6 protein-coding genes are annotated in these 18,625 nt (G+C 70.0%); all 6 read left to right on the forward strand.

The window, feature by feature from the left end:
- Positions 1–4: 4 nt before the first annotated feature.
- From QXH22_RS03805 to QXH22_RS03830, 6 genes are read left to right on the forward strand one after another with little or no spacing between them, the layout of a single operon-like run.
- Positions 5–6,208 (forward strand): SDR family NAD(P)-dependent oxidoreductase, encoded by a 6,204-nt coding sequence (locus QXH22_RS03805; protein WP_306274958.1) that lies wholly within the window; start codon positions 5–7, stop codon positions 6,206–6,208.
- On the forward strand, positions 6,208–11,580 hold the full coding sequence (locus tag QXH22_RS03810) for a type I polyketide synthase (protein WP_306274959.1): 5,373 nt from the start codon (positions 6,208–6,210) through the stop codon (positions 11,578–11,580). Before QXH22_RS03805 ends, QXH22_RS03810 begins: the two co-directional genes overlap by 1 nt.
- Complete coding sequence (locus tag QXH22_RS03815) at positions 11,577–15,962, forward strand: type I polyketide synthase (protein ID WP_306274960.1); 4,386 nt, start codon at positions 11,577–11,579, stop codon at positions 15,960–15,962. The genes QXH22_RS03810 and QXH22_RS03815 overlap by 4 nt, the downstream gene beginning before the upstream one ends.
- A gap of 10 nt (positions 15,963–15,972) precedes the next feature.
- A complete protein-coding gene (locus QXH22_RS03820; RefSeq protein WP_306241428.1) occupies positions 15,973–16,977 on the forward strand; it encodes an ATP-binding cassette domain-containing protein in 1,005 nt (334 codons plus the stop codon).
- A gap of 44 nt (positions 16,978–17,021) precedes the next feature.
- Entirely contained in the window at positions 17,022–17,810 is a 789-nt protein-coding gene (locus QXH22_RS03825) for an ABC transporter permease (protein WP_306244307.1), read from the forward strand.
- A complete protein-coding gene (locus QXH22_RS03830; protein ID WP_306241429.1) occupies positions 17,807–18,610 on the forward strand; it encodes an ABC transporter permease in 804 nt (267 codons plus the stop codon). Before QXH22_RS03825 ends, QXH22_RS03830 begins: the two co-directional genes overlap by 4 nt.
- Positions 18,611–18,625 lie beyond the last annotated feature (15 nt).

An 18,625-nucleotide genomic window follows, 5' to 3' on the forward strand; every position in this document is an offset into this window, starting at 1 on the left:
CGCTGTGACTAGTCAGAATGCCCCGACACCAGACCGCCGGGCGATCATCACCGAGGCGCTGCGCAAGATCGACGATCTCACCGCACGTCTTGAGGTCGCCGAGGCGTCCCACCGTGAGCCGATCGCCGTCGTCGGCATCGGCTGTCGGTTCCCGGGCGGGGTGACCAACCCGGAGGAGTTCTGGGACCTGTTGCGCGACGGGCGGAGCGGCATCATCCGGGTGCCCGGACAACGCTGGGACGCCGACGCCTACTACACCGACGACCACACCGTGCCGGGCACCATCTGCAGCCGCGAAGGTGGGTTCCTCACCGGCTGGCAGCCCGAGGAGTTCGACGCCGAGTTCTTCGCCATCTCTCCCCGCGAAGCCGCGGCGATGGACCCACAGCAGCGGTTACTGCTCGAAGTCGCCTGGGAGGCATTGGAGAACTCCGGCGTTGCCCCGCACACCATTCGCGGCACCCAGACGTCCGTCTTCGTCGGGGTCACGTCGTACGACTACATGGTGACCCTGGCCGGCCAATTGCGGCCCGAGGACCTCGACGCCTACATCCCCACCGGCAACGCGCTCAACTTCACCGCGGGCCGGCTGGCGTATTTCCTTGGCGCACAGGGTCCCGCGGTGGTCGTCGACACCGCCTGCTCGTCCTCGCTGGTGGCGATCCACCTGGCGTCGCAGAGCCTGCGGTCCCGGGAGAGCGACATGGCCCTGGTCGGGGGCACCAACCTGCTGCTGAGCCCGGGACCCAGCATCGCCTGCTCCCGGTGGGGCATGTTGTCCCCGGAGGGCCAATGCAAGACCTTCGACGCCGCTGCTGACGGTTATGTGCGCAGCGAGGGCGCCGGAGTCGTGGTGCTCAAGCGGCTGACCGACGCCCAGCGTGACGGCAACCGCATCCTGGCCGTGGTGCGCGGTTCGGCGGTCAACCAGGACGGCGCCAGCAGCGGCGTGACGGTGCCCAACGGCCCCGCGCAGCAGGCGTTGTTGCGCAAAGCCCTGGCGACAGCCGAACTCGCGCCCGCCGACATCGACTACGTCGAGGCACACGGCACCGGGACCCCCCTGGGCGACCCGATCGAACTCGATTCGCTGAGCAAGGTTTTCAGCGAGCGCGCCGGGCGGCAACCGCTGGTGCTGGGTTCGGTCAAGACCAACCTGGGCCACCTCGAGGCCGCGGCCGGCATCGCCGGGTTCATCAAAACCGTGCTGGCACTGGGTCACCGGCATATCCCGCGGCACCTGAACTTCCGGCAGCTGACACCGCACGTCAGCGAGGGGGTGTCCCGGCTGGTGATCGCGGCGGACGGGATGGCCTGGCCTGCCACCGAGGGCCCGCGCCGCGCCGGAGTGTCCTCGTTCGGCGTCAGCGGCACGAACGCGCATGTGGTACTCGAGCAGGCACCTGATCCGGTTGTGCCACAGCCTGTTCCGCAAGCGCCGGTGTGCACCCTGGTGATATCGGGCAAAACACCGCAGCGGATCGCGGCCACCGCGGCGGCCCTGGCCGACTGGTGGGAAGGCCCGGGCACAGACATCGCGGCGGCCGACGTCGCGCACACCCTGAACCACCACCGCGCCCGGCAGGTCAAGTTCGCCACCGTAGTGGCCCGGGACCGGGCACAGGCGATCGCGGGGTTGCGGGCCGTGGCCGCCGACCCTGTCTGCAACGACGGCTCCGCCGCGCCCGGCACGGTGTTCGTCTACTCCGGCCAAGGTTCCCAATGGATCGGCATGGGCCGCCAACTGCTGGCCGACGAACCCGCGTTCGCCGCGGCGGTGGCCGAACTGGAGCCCGATTTCGTTGCGCAGGTAGGCTTTTCACTGCACCAGACCCTGACTGAGGGCCGCGAACTGGTGGGCATCGAGAACATTCAGCCGGTGCTGGTCGGAGTTCAGCTGGCACTGACCGCACTGTGGCGCCACTACGGCGTCAAGCCCGATGCGGTGATCGGCCACTCGATGGGCGAGGTATCGGCTGCCGTGGTGGCCGGTGCCCTCTCCCCCGCCGACGGCCTGAAGGTGATCGCCACCCGCTCGCGGCTGATGGCGGCACTGGCCGGTCAGGGTGCGATGGCCCTGCTGGAACTCGACGCCTCCGACACTGCGGCGGCGATCGCCGCTTACCCGGAGTTGACCCTCGCGGTGCACGCCTCACCGCGCCAGTCGGTGATCGCCGGGCCGCCGGATCAGGTGGACGCGGTGATCGCCGCGGTCGCCACCAGGGACCTGCTGGCGCGGCGCATCGACGTCGACGTCGCCTCGCACCACCCCATCATCGACCCGATCCTGCCCGAATTGCGTTCCGCGCTCGCCGATCTCCAGCCCCGGCCGTCCGCCATCCCGATCATCACCACCGCCGTCCAGGGACAGACCCCGGCCCTGCTCGGCGCCGACTACTGGACGGCGAACCTGCGCAACCCGGTCCGGTTTCACCAGGCCGTCAGTCTGGCGGCACAGAGCCACCACACCTTCGTCGAGGTCAGCCCGCACCCACTGCTCACCTACGCGATCACCGACACACTCGGCGAAGCGAACGCGCGCGTGCTGGGCACGTTGCAGCGCGACACCGACGACACCGTCACCTTTCACACCAATGTCAACGCCACGCACGGCACCCGGCCGCCCGACACACCGCATCCGCCCGAGCCGCACCCGCTGTTGCCGGGCACCCCGTGGCAGCACACCCGGCACTGGATCGACGCGGGCTCAACCACCGCGACAGCGGGCCATCCCCTGCTGGGCTCCGGCGCCGAGGACCCCACCAACGGCACCCGGGTGTGGGAATGCGCGATCAGCCCCGACCTGCTCTGGCTGGGCGACCACTGCGTGGACGGTGTCTGTGTGCTGCCCGGAGCCGCCTATGCGGACATCGCCCTGGCCGCGGCGACCGAGACCTTCGCCGGCGCGTCCTGGATGATCCGCGAACTCACCCTCGATCAGCTGATGCACGTCACCGACAACACCATGATCGCCACCACGCTCACCGGTGACGACCAGTCCTGCCGGGTCGAAATACGCACTCGCAGCTCAGGTTCCGGCTGGATCAAACATGCCACCGCCACGCTGGCGCCGGCTTCACCCGCCGCACCGGAGCCTGCGGAGCCCGTCGTGGCGGGCACACCCGTCGATCCCGAGGAGCTGTATCGACGCCTGCGCGCCGCCGGGCAACAGCACGGGGCGGCATTCCAGGGCATCGCCGGGTTGTCGCTGTTGCCGTCCGGCGCCGCCCGCGCGCAGGTGCGACTGCCGGCGACGGCCAAGACCGGAGCCCGCAAGTTCCTGCTGCACCCGGTCATGATGGACATCGCGATGCAGACCCTCGGCGCGACCCGGCCGGCCACGGAACTGACCACCGGCGCCCAGTCGGCGATCGTGCTGCCGGTGGGTTTCACCGGCGTCCGGGTCTACGGCGACGTGCTGGACGGCGTGACCGCGATCGCCTCGCTCGCCCCGACCGACGACCCGGACCGCCTGGCCGGCCGGGTGTCGCTGCTCGACGACGACGGCCGGCCGGTGCTGGATATCGAGCGGGTCGAGATGGCGGTACTGCGGTCCGGGACGAGAGAACTCGAGAACCGGTTGTTCTCCGTGCACTGGGAGGCTGCGGCCCTGGATGGGCAGGCCGCTGCGCCCGGGGCGCTGTTGCTGGTCGGCTCCGACGACGTCACGGCCGCCCTGCATGCGGAACTCACCGGCCGAATCGCCTGTTGCGAAACCGTTTCCGACGACGAGGCCATGCGCGCGGCGATCGGTCGGCGCGATATCTCGTGGGACGGCATCGTGGTGGTGTGCCCGCCCCGCTCCGCCGATGAGGCTCTCCCCCTGCCGGCCCAACTCGACCTCGCCCGCGCCCGCACGCTGCGGATCGCCGACATCGTCAGGACGGTGTCGCGGGTGGGCGCACGCAACAGCCCGCGACTGTGGATCGTCACCCGCGGCGCCCAACAGCTCGGCCCCGCCGAGTCGGTGACCCTCGCGCAGACGCAGCTTCGCGGCGTCGCGCGGGTGCTGACCTTCGAGCACCCCGAACTGAAGACGACGGTGGTCGACCTCGACTCGGACGGCACACCCGCGCTCGCCGGTCTGGCCGACGAGCTGCTGGCCGGCTCCGATCAGGACGAGGTGGCTCTGCGTGCCGGGCAACGGTATGTGAGCCGCTTGGTGGCGACGCCGGTGGTGTCCGGCGGGCTGATCCCGGAAAACCGTTTCAGCACAGTGGATATCGATGCCGGCGGTGCCTTCGTACTCGACAGCGAACTGCAGGTGCGCGCGGCCGGCCGCCCCGAGCCGGGTGACAACCAGCTCGAGGTCCGCGTCCTGAAAGCCCCGCTGAATCACGGCGGCGGCGTCACCGAATGCCTCGGGCTGGTCGAAACCGGCACGCGCGTCATCGCATTCGGCTCCGGGCCGCTCGGTTCTCATCTCGTCGCGGAGGCCGACCTCGTCGTCCCCGTCCCCGACGTCGTGTCGGACGCCGAGGCGGCCGGCTTCGGACTGCCCTATCTGACGGCATGGCATGCGCTGCGCACGGTCGGGCAGCTGGCGCCCGGTGAGAAGGTGCTGATCCAGGCCGGCGGTGACGGCGTGGAACTGGCGGCCGTAGCCGTCGCCACCATGATCGGTGCGCAGGTCTTTACCAGCGCGCCCGCGGAGCCGGTTGACATTGTCCTCAATTCGCTTCCGGGAGAGGCGATTCGCACAGGCGTTCAGTTGCTCGCCCCGGGTGGGCGGTTCATTCAACTGGGCGGGGCCGACACCTCGCTCGGCCTGGAGGCGCTGGCCCGCAGCGCCTCGTTAGCGGTCGTGGACATCGGGCTGAACCTGCGTCTGCAACCCACGCGCTACCGCGCCTACCTCGAAGAGATTCTGGGGCACGCGGCCGCCGGCCGGCTGGCGCCGCTGCCGGTCACGGAATTCGATCTCGAGCACGCGGCCGACGCCCTGCGGGCAACAGGCGAGCACCCCGGTCGCGTCACGCTGTCCATCCCGCAGACAGGCCGCATCACCGCACTCGCACCGCGCCCGGCACCGCCACTGGTCCGGCCGGACGGCGGCTATGTGGTGACCGGCGGCCTCGGCGGGCTGGGCTTCGTCACCGCCCGGTGGCTTGCCGAGCAGGGCGCGGGACTGGTTGTGCTGAATGGACGTTCGGCACCCGGTCCGGAGATGCAGGCCGCGATCGACGGTCTCAATGCCGCGGGCGCCCGCGTCGAGGTCGTCACCGGGGACCTCGCCGATCCCGACACCTCCCGGCGCCTGGTGGCCGCCGTCGGCGACGCCGGCTTCCGGCTGGCCGGCGTGGTACACAGCGCGATGGTGCTGGCCGACGAGATCGTGCTCAACATGTCCGACGCCGCGTCGGCGCGGGTGTTCGCCCCGAAGGTGGCCGGCGGCTGGTGGCTGCACGAAGCGACCAAGGATGCCGGCCTGGACTGGTGGGTGTCGTTCTCGTCGGTCTCCTCCCTGGTCGGCGCACCCGGGCAGGGCTCCTACGCCTCGGCGAACTCCTGGATCGACGGGCTGGTCGCCTACCGACGTGCCCACGGCCTGCCGGCAGCCGGAATCAACTGGGGCCCTTGGGCGCAAGTGGGCCGCGCGCAGTTCTTCGCCGACCTCGGCGTCTCGATGATCACCCCGGCGCAGGGCCTGGCGGCGCTCGAGTTGGTGCTCGCCGCCGACCGGGCGCGCACCGGCGTCTTCGCGCTCGACGCGCGGCAGTGGTTCCAATCCTTCCCCGCCGCAGCGGGATCGTCGTTGTTCGCCACGCTGCAGGAGTCGATCACCGTCGAGCAGCGCACCGGTGGCGGCCGGATCCGTGCCGAACTGGACGCGACCGATCCCGCCGACCGCCCGGGGCGGCTGGCGACAGCCATCGCCGACGAGATCCGGGCGGTGCTGCGCTCGACCGACCAGATCGACCACGACCTTCCGATGGAGCAGCTGGGCCTGGACTCGCTGATGGCGCTGGAACTGCGCAACCGGCTGGAGGCGAGCCTGGGCACCACCCTGCCGGTGGCGCTGGTCTGGGCCTACCCGACCATCACCGACCTGGCCGGCGCCCTGTGCGAGCGAATGGGTTACCAGGAGGACGTCCCCGGCGCCGCGGGCGTCGAGGATGAGCCCGAGTTATCCGACGAGGAACTGGATCTGCTGTCCGACCTGGTTGCGGCCAGTGAGCTGGAAGCAGCGACGGAAGGCGCGGAGTAATGACGAGTCTGGCCGAACGCGCCGCCCAAATGTCCCCGAAGGCCCGCGAGGTTCTCGCGCGCGAACTGGTGCGTGCGGGCACGGCCTTCCCCACCGACGTCGCCGAGCCGATCGCGGTGATCGGGATGGGCTGCCGGCTGCCCGGGAATGTGCATGGGCCGCAGGACTTCTGGCAACTGCTGCTGGACGGCCGGGACACCATCGGTGAGGTGCCCGCCGACCGTTGGGACGCCGACGCGTTCTACGACCCGGATCCGGAGACCCCGGGCAAGATGACCACCAAGTGGGGCGGGTTCATCGACGACGTGGCGGGATTCGACGCCGACTTCTTCGGCATCACCCCGCGCGAGGCCGCCGCCATGGACCCGCAGCACCGCGTCCTGCTGGAGGTGGCCTGGGAGTCGCTGGAACACGCCGGGCTGGCACCGGATTCGCTGAGCGGCAGCCGAACCGCTGCCATCATGGGCCTGTCGACATGGGACTACACCATCGTCAACATCGAGCGCCGCGCCGAGATCGACGCCTACCTGTCCACCGGCACCCCACACGCGGCCGCGGTGGGCCGCATCGCCTACCTGCTCGGCCTGCGCGGCCCGGCGGTGGCGGTGGACACCGCGTGTTCGTCGTCGCTGGTGGCGGTGCACCTGGCCTGCCAATCCCTGCGGCTGCGGGAGAGCGACGTGGCGCTGGCCGGCGGGGTGCAGCTGGCGCTGTCACCGTTCGCCGCGATCGCGGTCTCGAAGTGGTCGGCACTGTCCCCGACCGGCCGCTCGAAAGCCTTCGATGCGATGGCCGACGGCTTCACCCGCGGGGAAGGCTGCGGTGTGGTGGTGCTCAAGCGGCTGTCCGACGCCACCCGCGACGGCGACCGGATCCTGGCGCTGATCCGCGGATCGGCGATCAATCAGGACGGCCGGTCCAACGGCATGACCGCCCCGAACGCCCTGGCGCAACGAGACGTGATCACCACCGCCCTCAAGCAGGCCGACGTGACCGCCGAGAGCGTGCACTACGTCGAAGCGCACGGCACGGGAACCATCCTGGGTGACCCGATCGAGTTCGAGTCACTGTCGGCCACCTACGGAAGAGGTGAGGGCCGCTGCGCACTCGGGGCGGTGAAGACCAACCTGGGCCACCTCGAAGCGGCGGCCGGTGTCGCGGGACTGGTCAAGGCGATTCTGGCCGTCGAGCACGGCTACATTCCGCGCAACCTGCACTTCACCCGGTGGAACCCGGCGATCGACGCGTCGTCGACCCGGCTGTTCGTGCCGACCGAGGGCACCCCGTGGCCCGACGGCTCGGGCCCGCGCCGCGCGGCCGTGTCCTCGTTCAGGCTCAGCGGGACCAACTCGCATGTGGTGATCGAGCAGGCGCCTAATACCGTTGTGGCGCAGGTGGATACCGGTGCGACGGTCTCGACGCTGGTGGTCTCCGGCAAGACGCCGCAGCGGGTGGCCGCCACCGCGGGGGTGTTGGCCGATTGGCTGGAGGGGGCGGGCACCGACGTCCCGCTGGCCGACATCGCGCACACGCTGCACCACCACCGCGCCCGGCAGGCGCGGTTCGGGACCGTGGTCGCCCGCGACCGCGAACATGCGGTCTCCGGATTGCGCGCGCTGGCCGCCGGGACACCCGCACCGGGTGTGGTGGGTCCGCAGGCTGCGGCTGCGGGGGCGGGGACGGTGTTCGTCTATTCGGGGCGGGGATCGCAGTGGGCCGGGATGGGTCGCCGGTTGCTGGCCGATGAGCCTGCGTTCGCGGCGGCGGTGGCCGATTTGGAGCCCGATTTTGTTGCCCAGGCCGGCTTCTCGCTGCAGGAGGTGCTGGCTCAGGGCGCCGAGCTGGTGGGGATCGAGCAGATCCAGTTGGGTCTGATCGGCATGCAGCTGGCGTTGACCGCGCTGTGGCGCTCCTACGGGGTGGAGCCCGATCTGGTGATCGGGCATTCGATGGGCGAGGTGGCCGCCGCGGTGGTCGCCGGCGCGCTGACCCCCGCCGAAGGGTTGCGGGTGACGGCGACCCGGGCCCGGCTGATGGCGCCGCTGTCCGGGCAGGGCGCGATGGCACTGCTGGAGCTCGACGCCGCGGCCACCGAGGCGCTGATCGCCGGCTACCCGCAGGTGACCCTGGGCATCTACAACTCTCCGCGCCAGAGCGTGATCTCCGGGCCCACCGCGCAGATCGAGGAGTTGATCGAGAAGGCGCGCGCTCAGGACCGGTTCGCCAGCCGGGTCAATATCGAAGTGGCCCCGCACAATCCGGCGATGGACGCGCTGCAGCCGGCGATGCGCGCCGAGCTCGCCGACCTGCAGCCACGCACCCCGGTGATCCCGATCATCTCCACCACCTACGAAAACCCCGACATCACAGCGGTATTCGACGCCGAACACTGGGCCGTCAACATGCGCAACCCGGTGCACTTCCAGCAGACCATCGAGCGGGCCGGCGAGCAGCACCACACCTTCATCGAGGTCAGCGCGCACCCCCTGCTCACCCACGCCGTCATCGAAACGCTGGACGGCCCGGGTTATCGCGCTGTCGGCACACTCCAGCGCGACGCCGACGACACCGTCACCTTCCGCAGCCACCTCGCGCAGGTCACCGGCCATCCCCCGGCGACCACCGGCGGCCGGTTGGCCGATATCCCCACCACCCCGTGGCAGCACGAGCAGTTCTGGGTAGCGGACCGGTCCTCGATGGCCGACCTGGTGATGAACCACCCGCTGCTGGGGGTGCACGTCGAAGTACCGTCCAGCCGGGATCACGTGTGGCGGGCCGACGTCGGCACCGATGTCTCTCCGTGGCTTGCCGAGCACCGGGTGTTCGGGCAGTCCATCATGCCGGCCGCCGGCTACGCGGAGATCGCATTGGCGGCGGCCGGCGAGGGACTGGGACTGCCCGCCGAGAGCGTGTCGGTCAACCAGCTCGAAGTCGAGCAGATGCTCACCCTGGACAAGCACACCGAGCTGACCACCCAGCTCATCCGCAACGGCGACAGCAAGATTCGTATCGAGATCCACTCGCGCGCCGGCAGCGGTGACTGGACCCGGCACGCCGTGGCGAAGGTGGAGGCGACGCATGCCGCCCCCGGACCGGTGCCTGCCACCGGACAATCCCAGACCTCGGTCTCGCCGGCCGACTTCTACGCGCTGCTGCGTCAGACGGGCCTGCACTACGGTCCGGCCTTCGCCGGCCTGACCCGCATCGACCGGTTGTCGGACGGTTCGGTGGAATCCGAGATCACGCTGCCCGACGAGGCGCCCCGCCACCCCGGCTACCGCATTCATCCCGCGCTGCTCGATGCCGCCCTGCAGAGCCTCGCGGCCGCGATGCCGACCGATGGCGTGACCGAATCCAGTTATCTGCCAGTCTCTTTCGAGAGCTTGCGGGTGTACGCAAACCCCGGCCGGTACGCCCGCTGCCGCGCCACCCTCACCGACGCGGGGGGCAGCGGCAAGCTCGGCCGGATCGTGTTGATGGACGCCGCCGGCAACGTTACCGCCGAGATCAACGACATCTTCCTGCGGTCGGTCGAACGGCGCAGCGTGCCACTGCCGCTGGCACAGAAGATCTTCGAAGCCGCGTGGGTCGATCAGCCGCTCACGGCCGCAACCGCCCCGCCGCTGCCGGGCAGCTGGCTCGTGCTGGCCGCGCCGACCGCCCGGGCGTCCGCCGAGCAGTTCGCCGCCGCATGGCGATCCGACCAGCATCGGGTGCTCACCGCCGCACTGGACGACGAACCCGCGATGCTGGCCGCATTCGCCGAGGCCGCAGGCGATCCGGACCATCCGCCCGCCGGTGTGGTCGTCTTCGTCGGCGACACCTCCGACGTGACCGGGGCACGTGACCTGGTGTGGTCGATCAGCACCGTGGTCCGCGCGATCGTCGGCGGCTGGCACGGCGAACCGCCGCGGCTGTGGCTGGTCAGCAGGAGCGGTCTGGTAGTCGCCGACGGTGAAGCCGGGCAACCCGCCGTCGGCGCCCTGAAGGGTCTGATCCGGGTGCTGGCCTACGAGCACCCCGAATTGCGGGGCACTCTGCTCGATCTCGATGGCGGTACCGACGGGCTGATCGCCGAACTCGGCGCGGCCGATACCGATCTCTTGAGCACCGTCATCGCGCACCGCGGCGAGCACCGCTATGTCGAACAGCTCACCCGGGCCACGCTCGACGACACCCGGAGCCATCCGGTGGTGCGCTCCGGTGCCGGCTACATCATCACCGGCGGCCTCGGCGGCCTGGGGCTGGTGGTGGCGCGTTGGCTGGTGGAGGGCGGCGCGGGCCGCGTGGTGCTCAACGGCCGCAGCGAGCCCGGCGAGGAACAGCGCAGAATCCTGGCCGACCTGCAGGGCCGTGCCGAGATCGCGGTCGTCCTGGGCGATATCGCGGATCCCGGCGTGGCGGAGCGGCTGGTCGCGGCGGCCGAGGACGGCGGCAGGATGCTGCGCGGCATCCTGCATTCGGCCGCCGTCATCGACGACGCCCTGTTGTACTCGATGACCAAAGACAGCCTGGACCGCGTCTGGGCACCCAAAGCCATTGGCGCACAACGGCTGTACCAGGCCAGCGCGGGCCGCGAGCTGGACTGGTGGGTCGGATTTTCCTCCACCGCCGCGCTGCTCGGCGCGCCCGGCCAGGGTGCATACGCCTGCGCGAACGCGTGGCTGGACGCCCTGGTTGCCGAGCGCAGAGCGGCCGGTCTGCCGGCCGCGGTGATCAACTGGGGCCCGTGGTCCGACGTCGGCATGGCCCGCAGCCTGGCCGGCAGCGTGCTGGACCCGATCACCCCGGCCGAGGGGCTCGCGGCCATGGAAACGTTGCTGGCCGGCGGTCGCAGCCACACGGGTGTCGCGCGGTTGCGCGCGGACCGGGCGCTGATCGCCTTCCCCGAGATCCGCGGCCACGACTTCTTCGCCGCCGTGGTGCGGGAGCTGGAAGCCGCCGGCGGCGGCGATGATTGGGCCGGCCCCGACTCGCTGCGGGACCTGGATCCGGCCGAGGCGGCACGCGTGATGACCGACCTGCTGCGGTCCCGGATCGCCGCCGTGATGGGGTATGCGGACAAATCCGCCGTCGACCCCGGCCTGCCGCTGCTTGATCTCGGCATGGATTCACTGATGGCCGTGCGGATCCGCAACACCGCCCGCGCCGACTTCGGCGCCGAGCCGCCGGTGGCGTTGCTGCTCCAAGGTGCCACGCTGCACGACCTGACCGCCGACCTGATGCGCCAACTCGGCCTGTCGAGCCCTGAACCGGCGACCGAGACCACTACCACCGTCCGCGACCGCGCGCAGCAACGCGCAGCGGCGCGACAGGGAGCCGCGCTGCGGCGCCGAACCAGACCTGACGTACAGGGAGGACAGATCCAGTGAGCATTCCCGACAACGCGATCGCGGTGGTCGGCATGGCCGGCCGGTTCCCCGGCGCCAACACCGTGTCGGCGTTCTGGGACAACCTGCGGCGCGGCAAGGAATCCATCGTCACCCTCTCCGAGCAACAACTCCGCGATGCAGGCATCAGCGACAAGGCACTGGCGAATCCGTCGTATGTCCGGCGCGCCCCGATCGTCGACGGCGTGGACGAGTTCGACGCCGACTTCTTCGGTTTCCCGCCCCTGGTGGCCCGGTCGCTGGATCCCCAGCACCGGCTGTTCCTGCAGTGCGCCTGGCATGCACTCGAAGACGCCGGTGTCGACCCGGCCCGATACGACGGGTCGATCGGCGTGTACGGGACCAGCTCTCCCAGTGGCTATCTGCTGCACAACCTGCTGTCACATCAGGACCCGAACGCCGTACTGGCCGAGGGGCTGAACTGGGACCAGCTCAGCATGTTCCTGCAGAACGACAAGGACTTCCTGGCCACCCGGATCTCACACCAGTTCAATCTGCGCGGGCCCAGCCTTGCCGTGCAGACGGCGTGCTCGTCGTCGCTGGTGGCCGTCCACCTGGCCTGCATGAGCCTGCTGTCCGGCGAGTGCGACATGGCGCTGGCCGGCGGCGTATCCCTGTGCGTCCCACACCATGTCGGGTACTGGCATTCGCCGGGCCAGATGCTCTCGGCGGTGGGGCACTGCCGTCCGTTCGACGTCCGCGCCGACGGGACCGTGTTCGGCAGCGGTGTCGGCCTGGTGGTGCTCAAGCCACTGCAGGCCGCCCTCGACAGTGGCGACCGCATCCACGCGGTCATCCGCGGATCGGCCATCAACAACGACGGATCGGCGAAGATGGGTTTCGCGGCGCCCAGCGCCGCGGCCCAGGCCGACTGCATCGCCGAGGCCCACGCCGTCTCCGACGTCGACGCCTCGACCATCACCTACGTCGAAACCCACGGCACCGGAACGCCGTTGGGCGACCCGATCGAGATCCAGGGTCTGCGGGCGGCGTTCGAAGCCTCCGAGGAGCCGCGGTCGGCGCCGTGTGTGATCGGCTCGGTCAAGTCCAACATCGGTCACCTCGAGGTCGCTGCCGGCATCGCCGCGCTCATCAAGACGATCCTGTGTCTGAAGAACAAGGCGATTCCCGCGACCCTGCACTACACCAGCCCGAACCCGGAGCTGCACCTCGACGAAACCCCGTTCACGGTGCAAAGCCGTTACGGCGCATGGGAATCCGGCGGAGTGCGCCGGGCCGGGGTGAGCTCGTTCGGCATCGGCGGCACCAACGCGCACGTGGTCGTGGAAGAAGCTCCGGAGGTCCCGGCGCAGGCCGGGCCCGAAGGCCCGCAGGTGCTGCTGCTCTCGGCACGCACCGCCGAGGCCCTCGGCGAGGCGCGGACCGCGCTGGCCACCGCGCTGGAACGCCCGAACGCCCCGGCCCTGGCCCCGGGGATGGCGAATGTCGCCCACACGCTCAGCGGCCGCCGCCGGCACCACGTCACCATGGCGGCCGTCGCCGCCGACCGGGCTCAGGCGATCACGCTGCTACGCGCCGCCGAGCACGACAACGTCTTCGTCGGCGAATCCCCATCCGACGGCCAGAGCGCAAGCACCGACCAGGTCGTCTTCCTGTTCCCCGGCCAGGGCGCCCAGCATCCCGGCATGGCCAAGGGGCTGTACGACACCGAGCCCGTCTTCGCCGAACACTTCGACGCCTGCGCCACCGCCTTCCGGGCGGAAATGGGCCTGGATCTGCACGAGGCGACATACCCGGTTTCCCAAGGGACCGCAGCCGATCTGGAGCGTATCGACCGCTCCCAACCCGCGCTGTTCACCGTGGAATACGCGCTGGCGAAGCTGGTCGAGAGCTACGGTGTGCGCGCCGGCGCGTACATCGGTTACAGCACCGGTGAATACGTCGCGGCCACCCTGGCCGGCGTCTTCGACCTGCCGACGGCCGTCAAGACGGTGTCGCTGCGCGCCCGGCTGATGCACGAGTCGCCGCCGGGCGCCATGGTCGCGGTGGCGCTCAGCCCCGCCGACGTCGCGCAGCACCTGGTACCGGGAGCCGAGGTGTCCGCGGTCAACGACCCGGGCAACTGCGTGGTGGCCGGGCCCAAGGACGCGATCCGCGCGTTCACCCAGCGTCTGGGCGAGCACGGTGTTCCGGTGCGGCGGGTGCGCGCCACCCACGCCTTCCACACCAGCCAGATGGACGGGATGCTCGGTGAGTTTCGGGAATTCCTGGGAAGCCGGCAGCTGAAGACTCCCGATACACGGCTGCTGAGCAACCTCACCGGAACTTGGCTCACCGACGAGCAGGCCACCGACCCCGACACCTGGACGCGCCAGATCCGTTCCACTATCAGGTTCGCCGACGAACTCGACGCGGTGCTGTCCGATCCGAACCGGATCCTCGTCGAGGTCGGGCCCGGCGGCAGCCTGACCGGTTCGGCGATCCGGCACCCGAGGTGGTCGAGCGCCAACCGTTCCGTCCGGCTGATGCGGCACCCCATCCAGCAGGCCGACGACCGTGACACCTTCCTGCGCGCGCTGGGCGAACTGTGGGCGGCCGGCGTCGAGGTCGACTGGTCACCCAGACATCCGGTGCCGCCGCGAATCGTGTCGCTGCCCGGCTATCCCTTTGCGCGGGAACGGCATTGGATCGAACCCAAGCCCACCCACTGGGAGCCGGCCACGGTGTCCGTCAACGGCTCCGCGGTCACTCACGCCGCCGAGCCCGCCGTCGAGTTGGGGCCGTCGCAGACCGGCGTCACATTGCAGCGCGTCTGGCAGCAGTGCCTCGGCGTCCCCTCCGTCGACCCGAAGGCGAACTTCTTCGACCTCGGTGGCGATTCGCTGATGGCGATCAGCATCGCGATGACCGCCTCCAACGAAGGTCTGAGCATCACGCCACAGGATCTCTACGAGCATCCGACCCTGGCATCGCTCACCGCCGCCGTCGATGCCGCGTTTGCGGCCAGCGGTCTGGCCAAACCACCCGAGCCGGAGTCGAATCCGGCGATCCTGCCGAACACCGAGTATTTCCTCGAGCATGGGCTGCACGACGGTGGCCGCTGGCGGGTACCGCTGATCCTGCGCTTGGAGCCGCAGGTGAGCCCGGACGACATCCGGACGGTGCTGACCGCGGTCTGCAACCATCACGACGCGCTGCGGCTGCAACTGGTGGACAACGACGGCGTCTGGGAACAGCACGTCGGCCCGCCTGCGGACTTCACGACCCTGGTGTCGCGCTCGTTGCCGGACGGTACCGGGGTGGCCGCGGTGCTGGCCGAAGTGATTGCCGAGCACAGCGATTCGACCGCACCGCTCATCGCGGTGCACATTGTCGATTCGTCCGGCGGCCCGAACTATCTCGGGCTCGGCGTGCACGCCATGGTGGCCGACACCGCCTCACACCAGATCCTGGGCAGCGACATCGTGATCGCTTTCGGACAGCACCTGGCCGGCAGCGAGATCACGCTGGAGCCCGCCGCCACCGGCTGGCGGGAGTGGTCACAGCGGATGGCGGCCCTGGCCACCCATCCGGCCGCACTGGACACCCGGCACTTCTGGATCGACAACGCCGCCAGCGTGACCCGCTGGCTGGCCGAACCGGCGGCGACGCCGCCCACCGCCGCCGACCTCCGCAAACTGTCCGGCACCCTGGACGCCGAGCAGACATCGGAACTCGACGACGCGCGGCGACGGTTCCGGCGCTCGATCCAGGAGATTCTGCTTGCGGCACTGGGCCGCACCATCGCGCAGACGGTCGGGACCGGGGTGGTCGCCGTCGAACTCGAGGGCGAGGGTCGCTCGGTGCTGCGGCCCGACGTCGACCTGCGCCGCACCGCCGGTTGGTGCACGACGTACTACCCGGTGCCGCTGGCCTGCGCCACCGGCGAGGGCTCCGCGGTGGTGGAACAACTCGACGCCGTGCACAAGACCCTGAAGGCGGTGCCGCACTACGGCGTCGGCTACGGGCTGCTGCGCTACCTGTACGCACCCACCGGACGTACCTTCGGCGCGCAGCGCCCACCGGACATCCATTTCCGTTACGCCGGAACGATTCCCGAACTTCCGCCGATCGAGGCCCCGGTGCGGTTCGAGTCCGACGTGACCCTTCCGGTGCGCGAAACCATCCCGGGGCTGGGCCACGCCCTCGAAGTGCGCGTGTACCGGTTCGCGGGCTCGACCCATCTCGACTGGTGGTACGACAGCCGACGGATCGCGGCGGACACGGTGCAGGAACTCGCACGCACCTTCCCGCAGGCACTGCGCGAACTGATCCAGGAGGGTATCGCCGCCGAACAACTGGAGAGCGAAATCGCCGGCGTGGCCGAAGCGGGTGCCCTGGTGGACCTGTCGAGCCTTGACTGAGGAGACTGGAATGCCAAGTGACGCAGCGGTAGTCGTCAAAGGGGTCGGCAAGACGTTCGGCGCCCGCTCCGGACAGGTGGTGGCACTCGACGACGTCAGTTTCGAGGTCGGCCGCGGCGAGGTCATCGGCCTGCTCGGCCCCAACGGCGCCGGCAAGACCACCATGGTGGACATTCTGTCGACACTGACCCGGCCGACCACCGGGTCGGCCTCGGTCGCCGGCCACGACGTCGTCTCCGACGCGGCCGGAGTGCGGCGGTCCATCATGCTGACCGGGCAACAGGTCGCCCTCGACGACATGCTCTCCGGCGAACAGAATCTCGTAATGTTCGGCCGCCTCTACGGTCTGTCCAAGTCCGCTGCCCGCAGCCGTGCGGCCGAGCTGCTCGAGCAGTTCGACTTGGTGCACGCCGCCAAGCGGCGGGTCAGCACCTACTCCGGCGGCATGCGCCGCCGCATCGACATCGCCTGCGGGCTGGTGGTGCAACCGCTGGTGGCTTTCCTGGACGAACCCACCACCGGGCTGGATCCCCGCAGCCGGCAAGCGATCTGGGACCTGGTGAGCAATTTCAAGAAGCTCGGCATCGCCACGCTGCTGACCACGCAGTACCTCGAGGAGGCCGACGCGCTCAGCGACCGCATCATCCTCATCGACCGGGGCACCATCATCGCCGAAGGCACCGCGAACGAGCTCAAGCACCGCGCCGGCGGCACCTTCTGCGAGATCGTGCCGCGCGACGTCAAGGAGTTGCCGGCGATGGTCGCCGCGCTCGGGCCGCTTGTGCCCGAAAGCCAGCGGGCCATGCTGGCCGCCGAGTCCGACCGGATCATCATGCCGGCCGCCGAGGGCACCGGCACGCTGATCGAGGCCGTGCGTCTGCTCAACGCCGCCCACCTCGAACCGGCCGACATCGCGCTGCGCCGGCCGTCACTGGACGACGTGTTCCTCTCCATGACAGCCGATCCCAGCGAATCCCGGGCGCTGAGTCATCTCACCCCGGAGGCGGTGCGGTGAGCGTGGTCACCGGTTCGGCGGCGGCCGGGGCTCGGCAGCCGTCGATGCTGCAGCAGTGGTGGGTGCTGACTATCCGCTTCATCGCCCCGACCCTGCGCAATGGTGAACTGATCACCGCGATCGGCGCCTCACTGTCCTTCGCGGTGGGGTTCTACGTCCCGTTCTCCATCCCGTGGAATCACTACGTGGGTGGCGCCGGCAGCGGCATCGCCAGCAATCTGGGGCAGTACATCACACCGCTGATCACGTTGCAGGCCATCGCTTTTGCGGCCATCTCCTCGGCGTTCCGGGCCGCCACCGATGCCCTGCACGGGGTGAACCGGCGGTTCCGGTCCATGCCGATAGCGCCGCTGACGCCAGTGCTGGCCCGGGTGTCGGCCAGCGTGTACCGCTGCTGTGTCGGCCTGACCGTATCCCTGATCGCCGCCCACGTGATCGGGTTCCGATTTCATCGCGGGGCGCTCTACATCGCGGGCTTCTGCGTGCTGGCAATCGCGATCGGGGTGGTCTTGTCGTTCGGCGCCGACCTGATCGGCACCGCCACCCGCAATCCCGACGCGATGCTGCCGCTGCTGACCATGCCGATCCTGATTTTCGGGCTGCTGTCGGTGGGGCTGCAACCGCTCAAGATGTTCCCGCACTGGATCCAGCCGATCGTGCGCAATCAGCCGATCTCGCAGCTGGTGATCGGGCTGCGCGCGCTGGCCGGCGATACCGTCAAATCGCCTGTGCCGGTGACCTGGTCGGTGATGACGCCGCCGCTGCTGTGGCTGGCCGGCTTCGCGCTGTTCCTGGTGCCCGTGTCCGTTCTCGTCCTGTCCCGGCGCCCATGACCGCGGGCACTGTGGTGCGGGCACCGGAAAGCTCGGTACGGCTGATGCTGACGCAGACGCTGGTGCAGACCCAGCGCATCCTCACCCGCTGGGGACGCGACCTGGTCACCGTGATGGAGGCGCTGGTGCTGCCGGTCGCCTTCATGCTGGTGCTCTACATCGTGCTCGGCAACCTGATCTACGCCATGACCCACGACAGCGCGCTGTACAGCATCGTGCCGCTGCTGGCGCTGGGCGGGGCGGTAAGTGGTTCGGCGTTCGTCGCGATCGACCTGATGCGCGAGCAACAGAGCGGCCTGCTGACCCGGCTGTGGGTGATGCCGGTGCACCGCGCGTCGGGCCCGCTGGCGCGGATCATCGCCGAGGCGATCCGGATCCTGGTCACCACCGGTGTGATGCTGGGCGCGGGCGTGGCGCTGGGTTTCCGGTTTCGCGGGGGCGCGCTGGCCACCCTGATGTGGCTTGGCGTCCCGGTCATTCTCGGTATGGCGTTCGCCGCACTCACCACCGCCATTGCCCTGTTCACCTCCAAAACCCTGGTGGTCGAGGCGGTCGAGCTGTGGCAGCTGCTGTTGATCTTCTTCTCCACCGGCCTGCTGCCGCTGAACCAGTACCCGCACTGGATTCAGCCGGTCGTCGCGCACCAGCCGGTGAGCTACGCGATCACGGCCATGCGCGGGCTGTCGGCCGGCGGCCCGGTGCTGGCGCCGATGATCGCGACGCTGCTGTGGAGCGCCGGGATCGCCGCAGCCTGCGCCGTCCCCATGGCCATCGGCTACCGACGAGCCAGCACGCACTGACACGAAAGGCCGGAT

Origin of the sequence: Mycobacterium sp. TY814 (assembly GCF_030755175.1) — a bacterium.
Taxonomy (GTDB): Bacteria; Actinomycetota; Actinomycetes; order Mycobacteriales; family Mycobacteriaceae; genus Mycobacterium.

Bases quoted from the DNA above. Each gene is read 5' to 3' on its own strand.
- QXH22_RS03810 (WP_306274959.1), top strand. From the start codon at position 6,208: ATGACGAGTCTGGCCGAACGCGCCGCCCAAATGTCCCCGAAGGCCCGC.
- QXH22_RS03820 (WP_306241428.1), top strand. From the start codon at position 15,973: ATGCCAAGTGACGCAGCGGTAGTCGTCAAAGGGGTCGGCAAGACGTTC.
- QXH22_RS03825 (WP_306244307.1), top strand. From the start codon at position 17,022: ATGCTGCAGCAGTGGTGGGTGCTGACTATCCGCTTCATCGCCCCGACC.
- QXH22_RS03830 (WP_306241429.1), top strand. From the start codon at position 17,807: ATGACCGCGGGCACTGTGGTGCGGGCACCGGAAAGCTCGGTACGGCTG.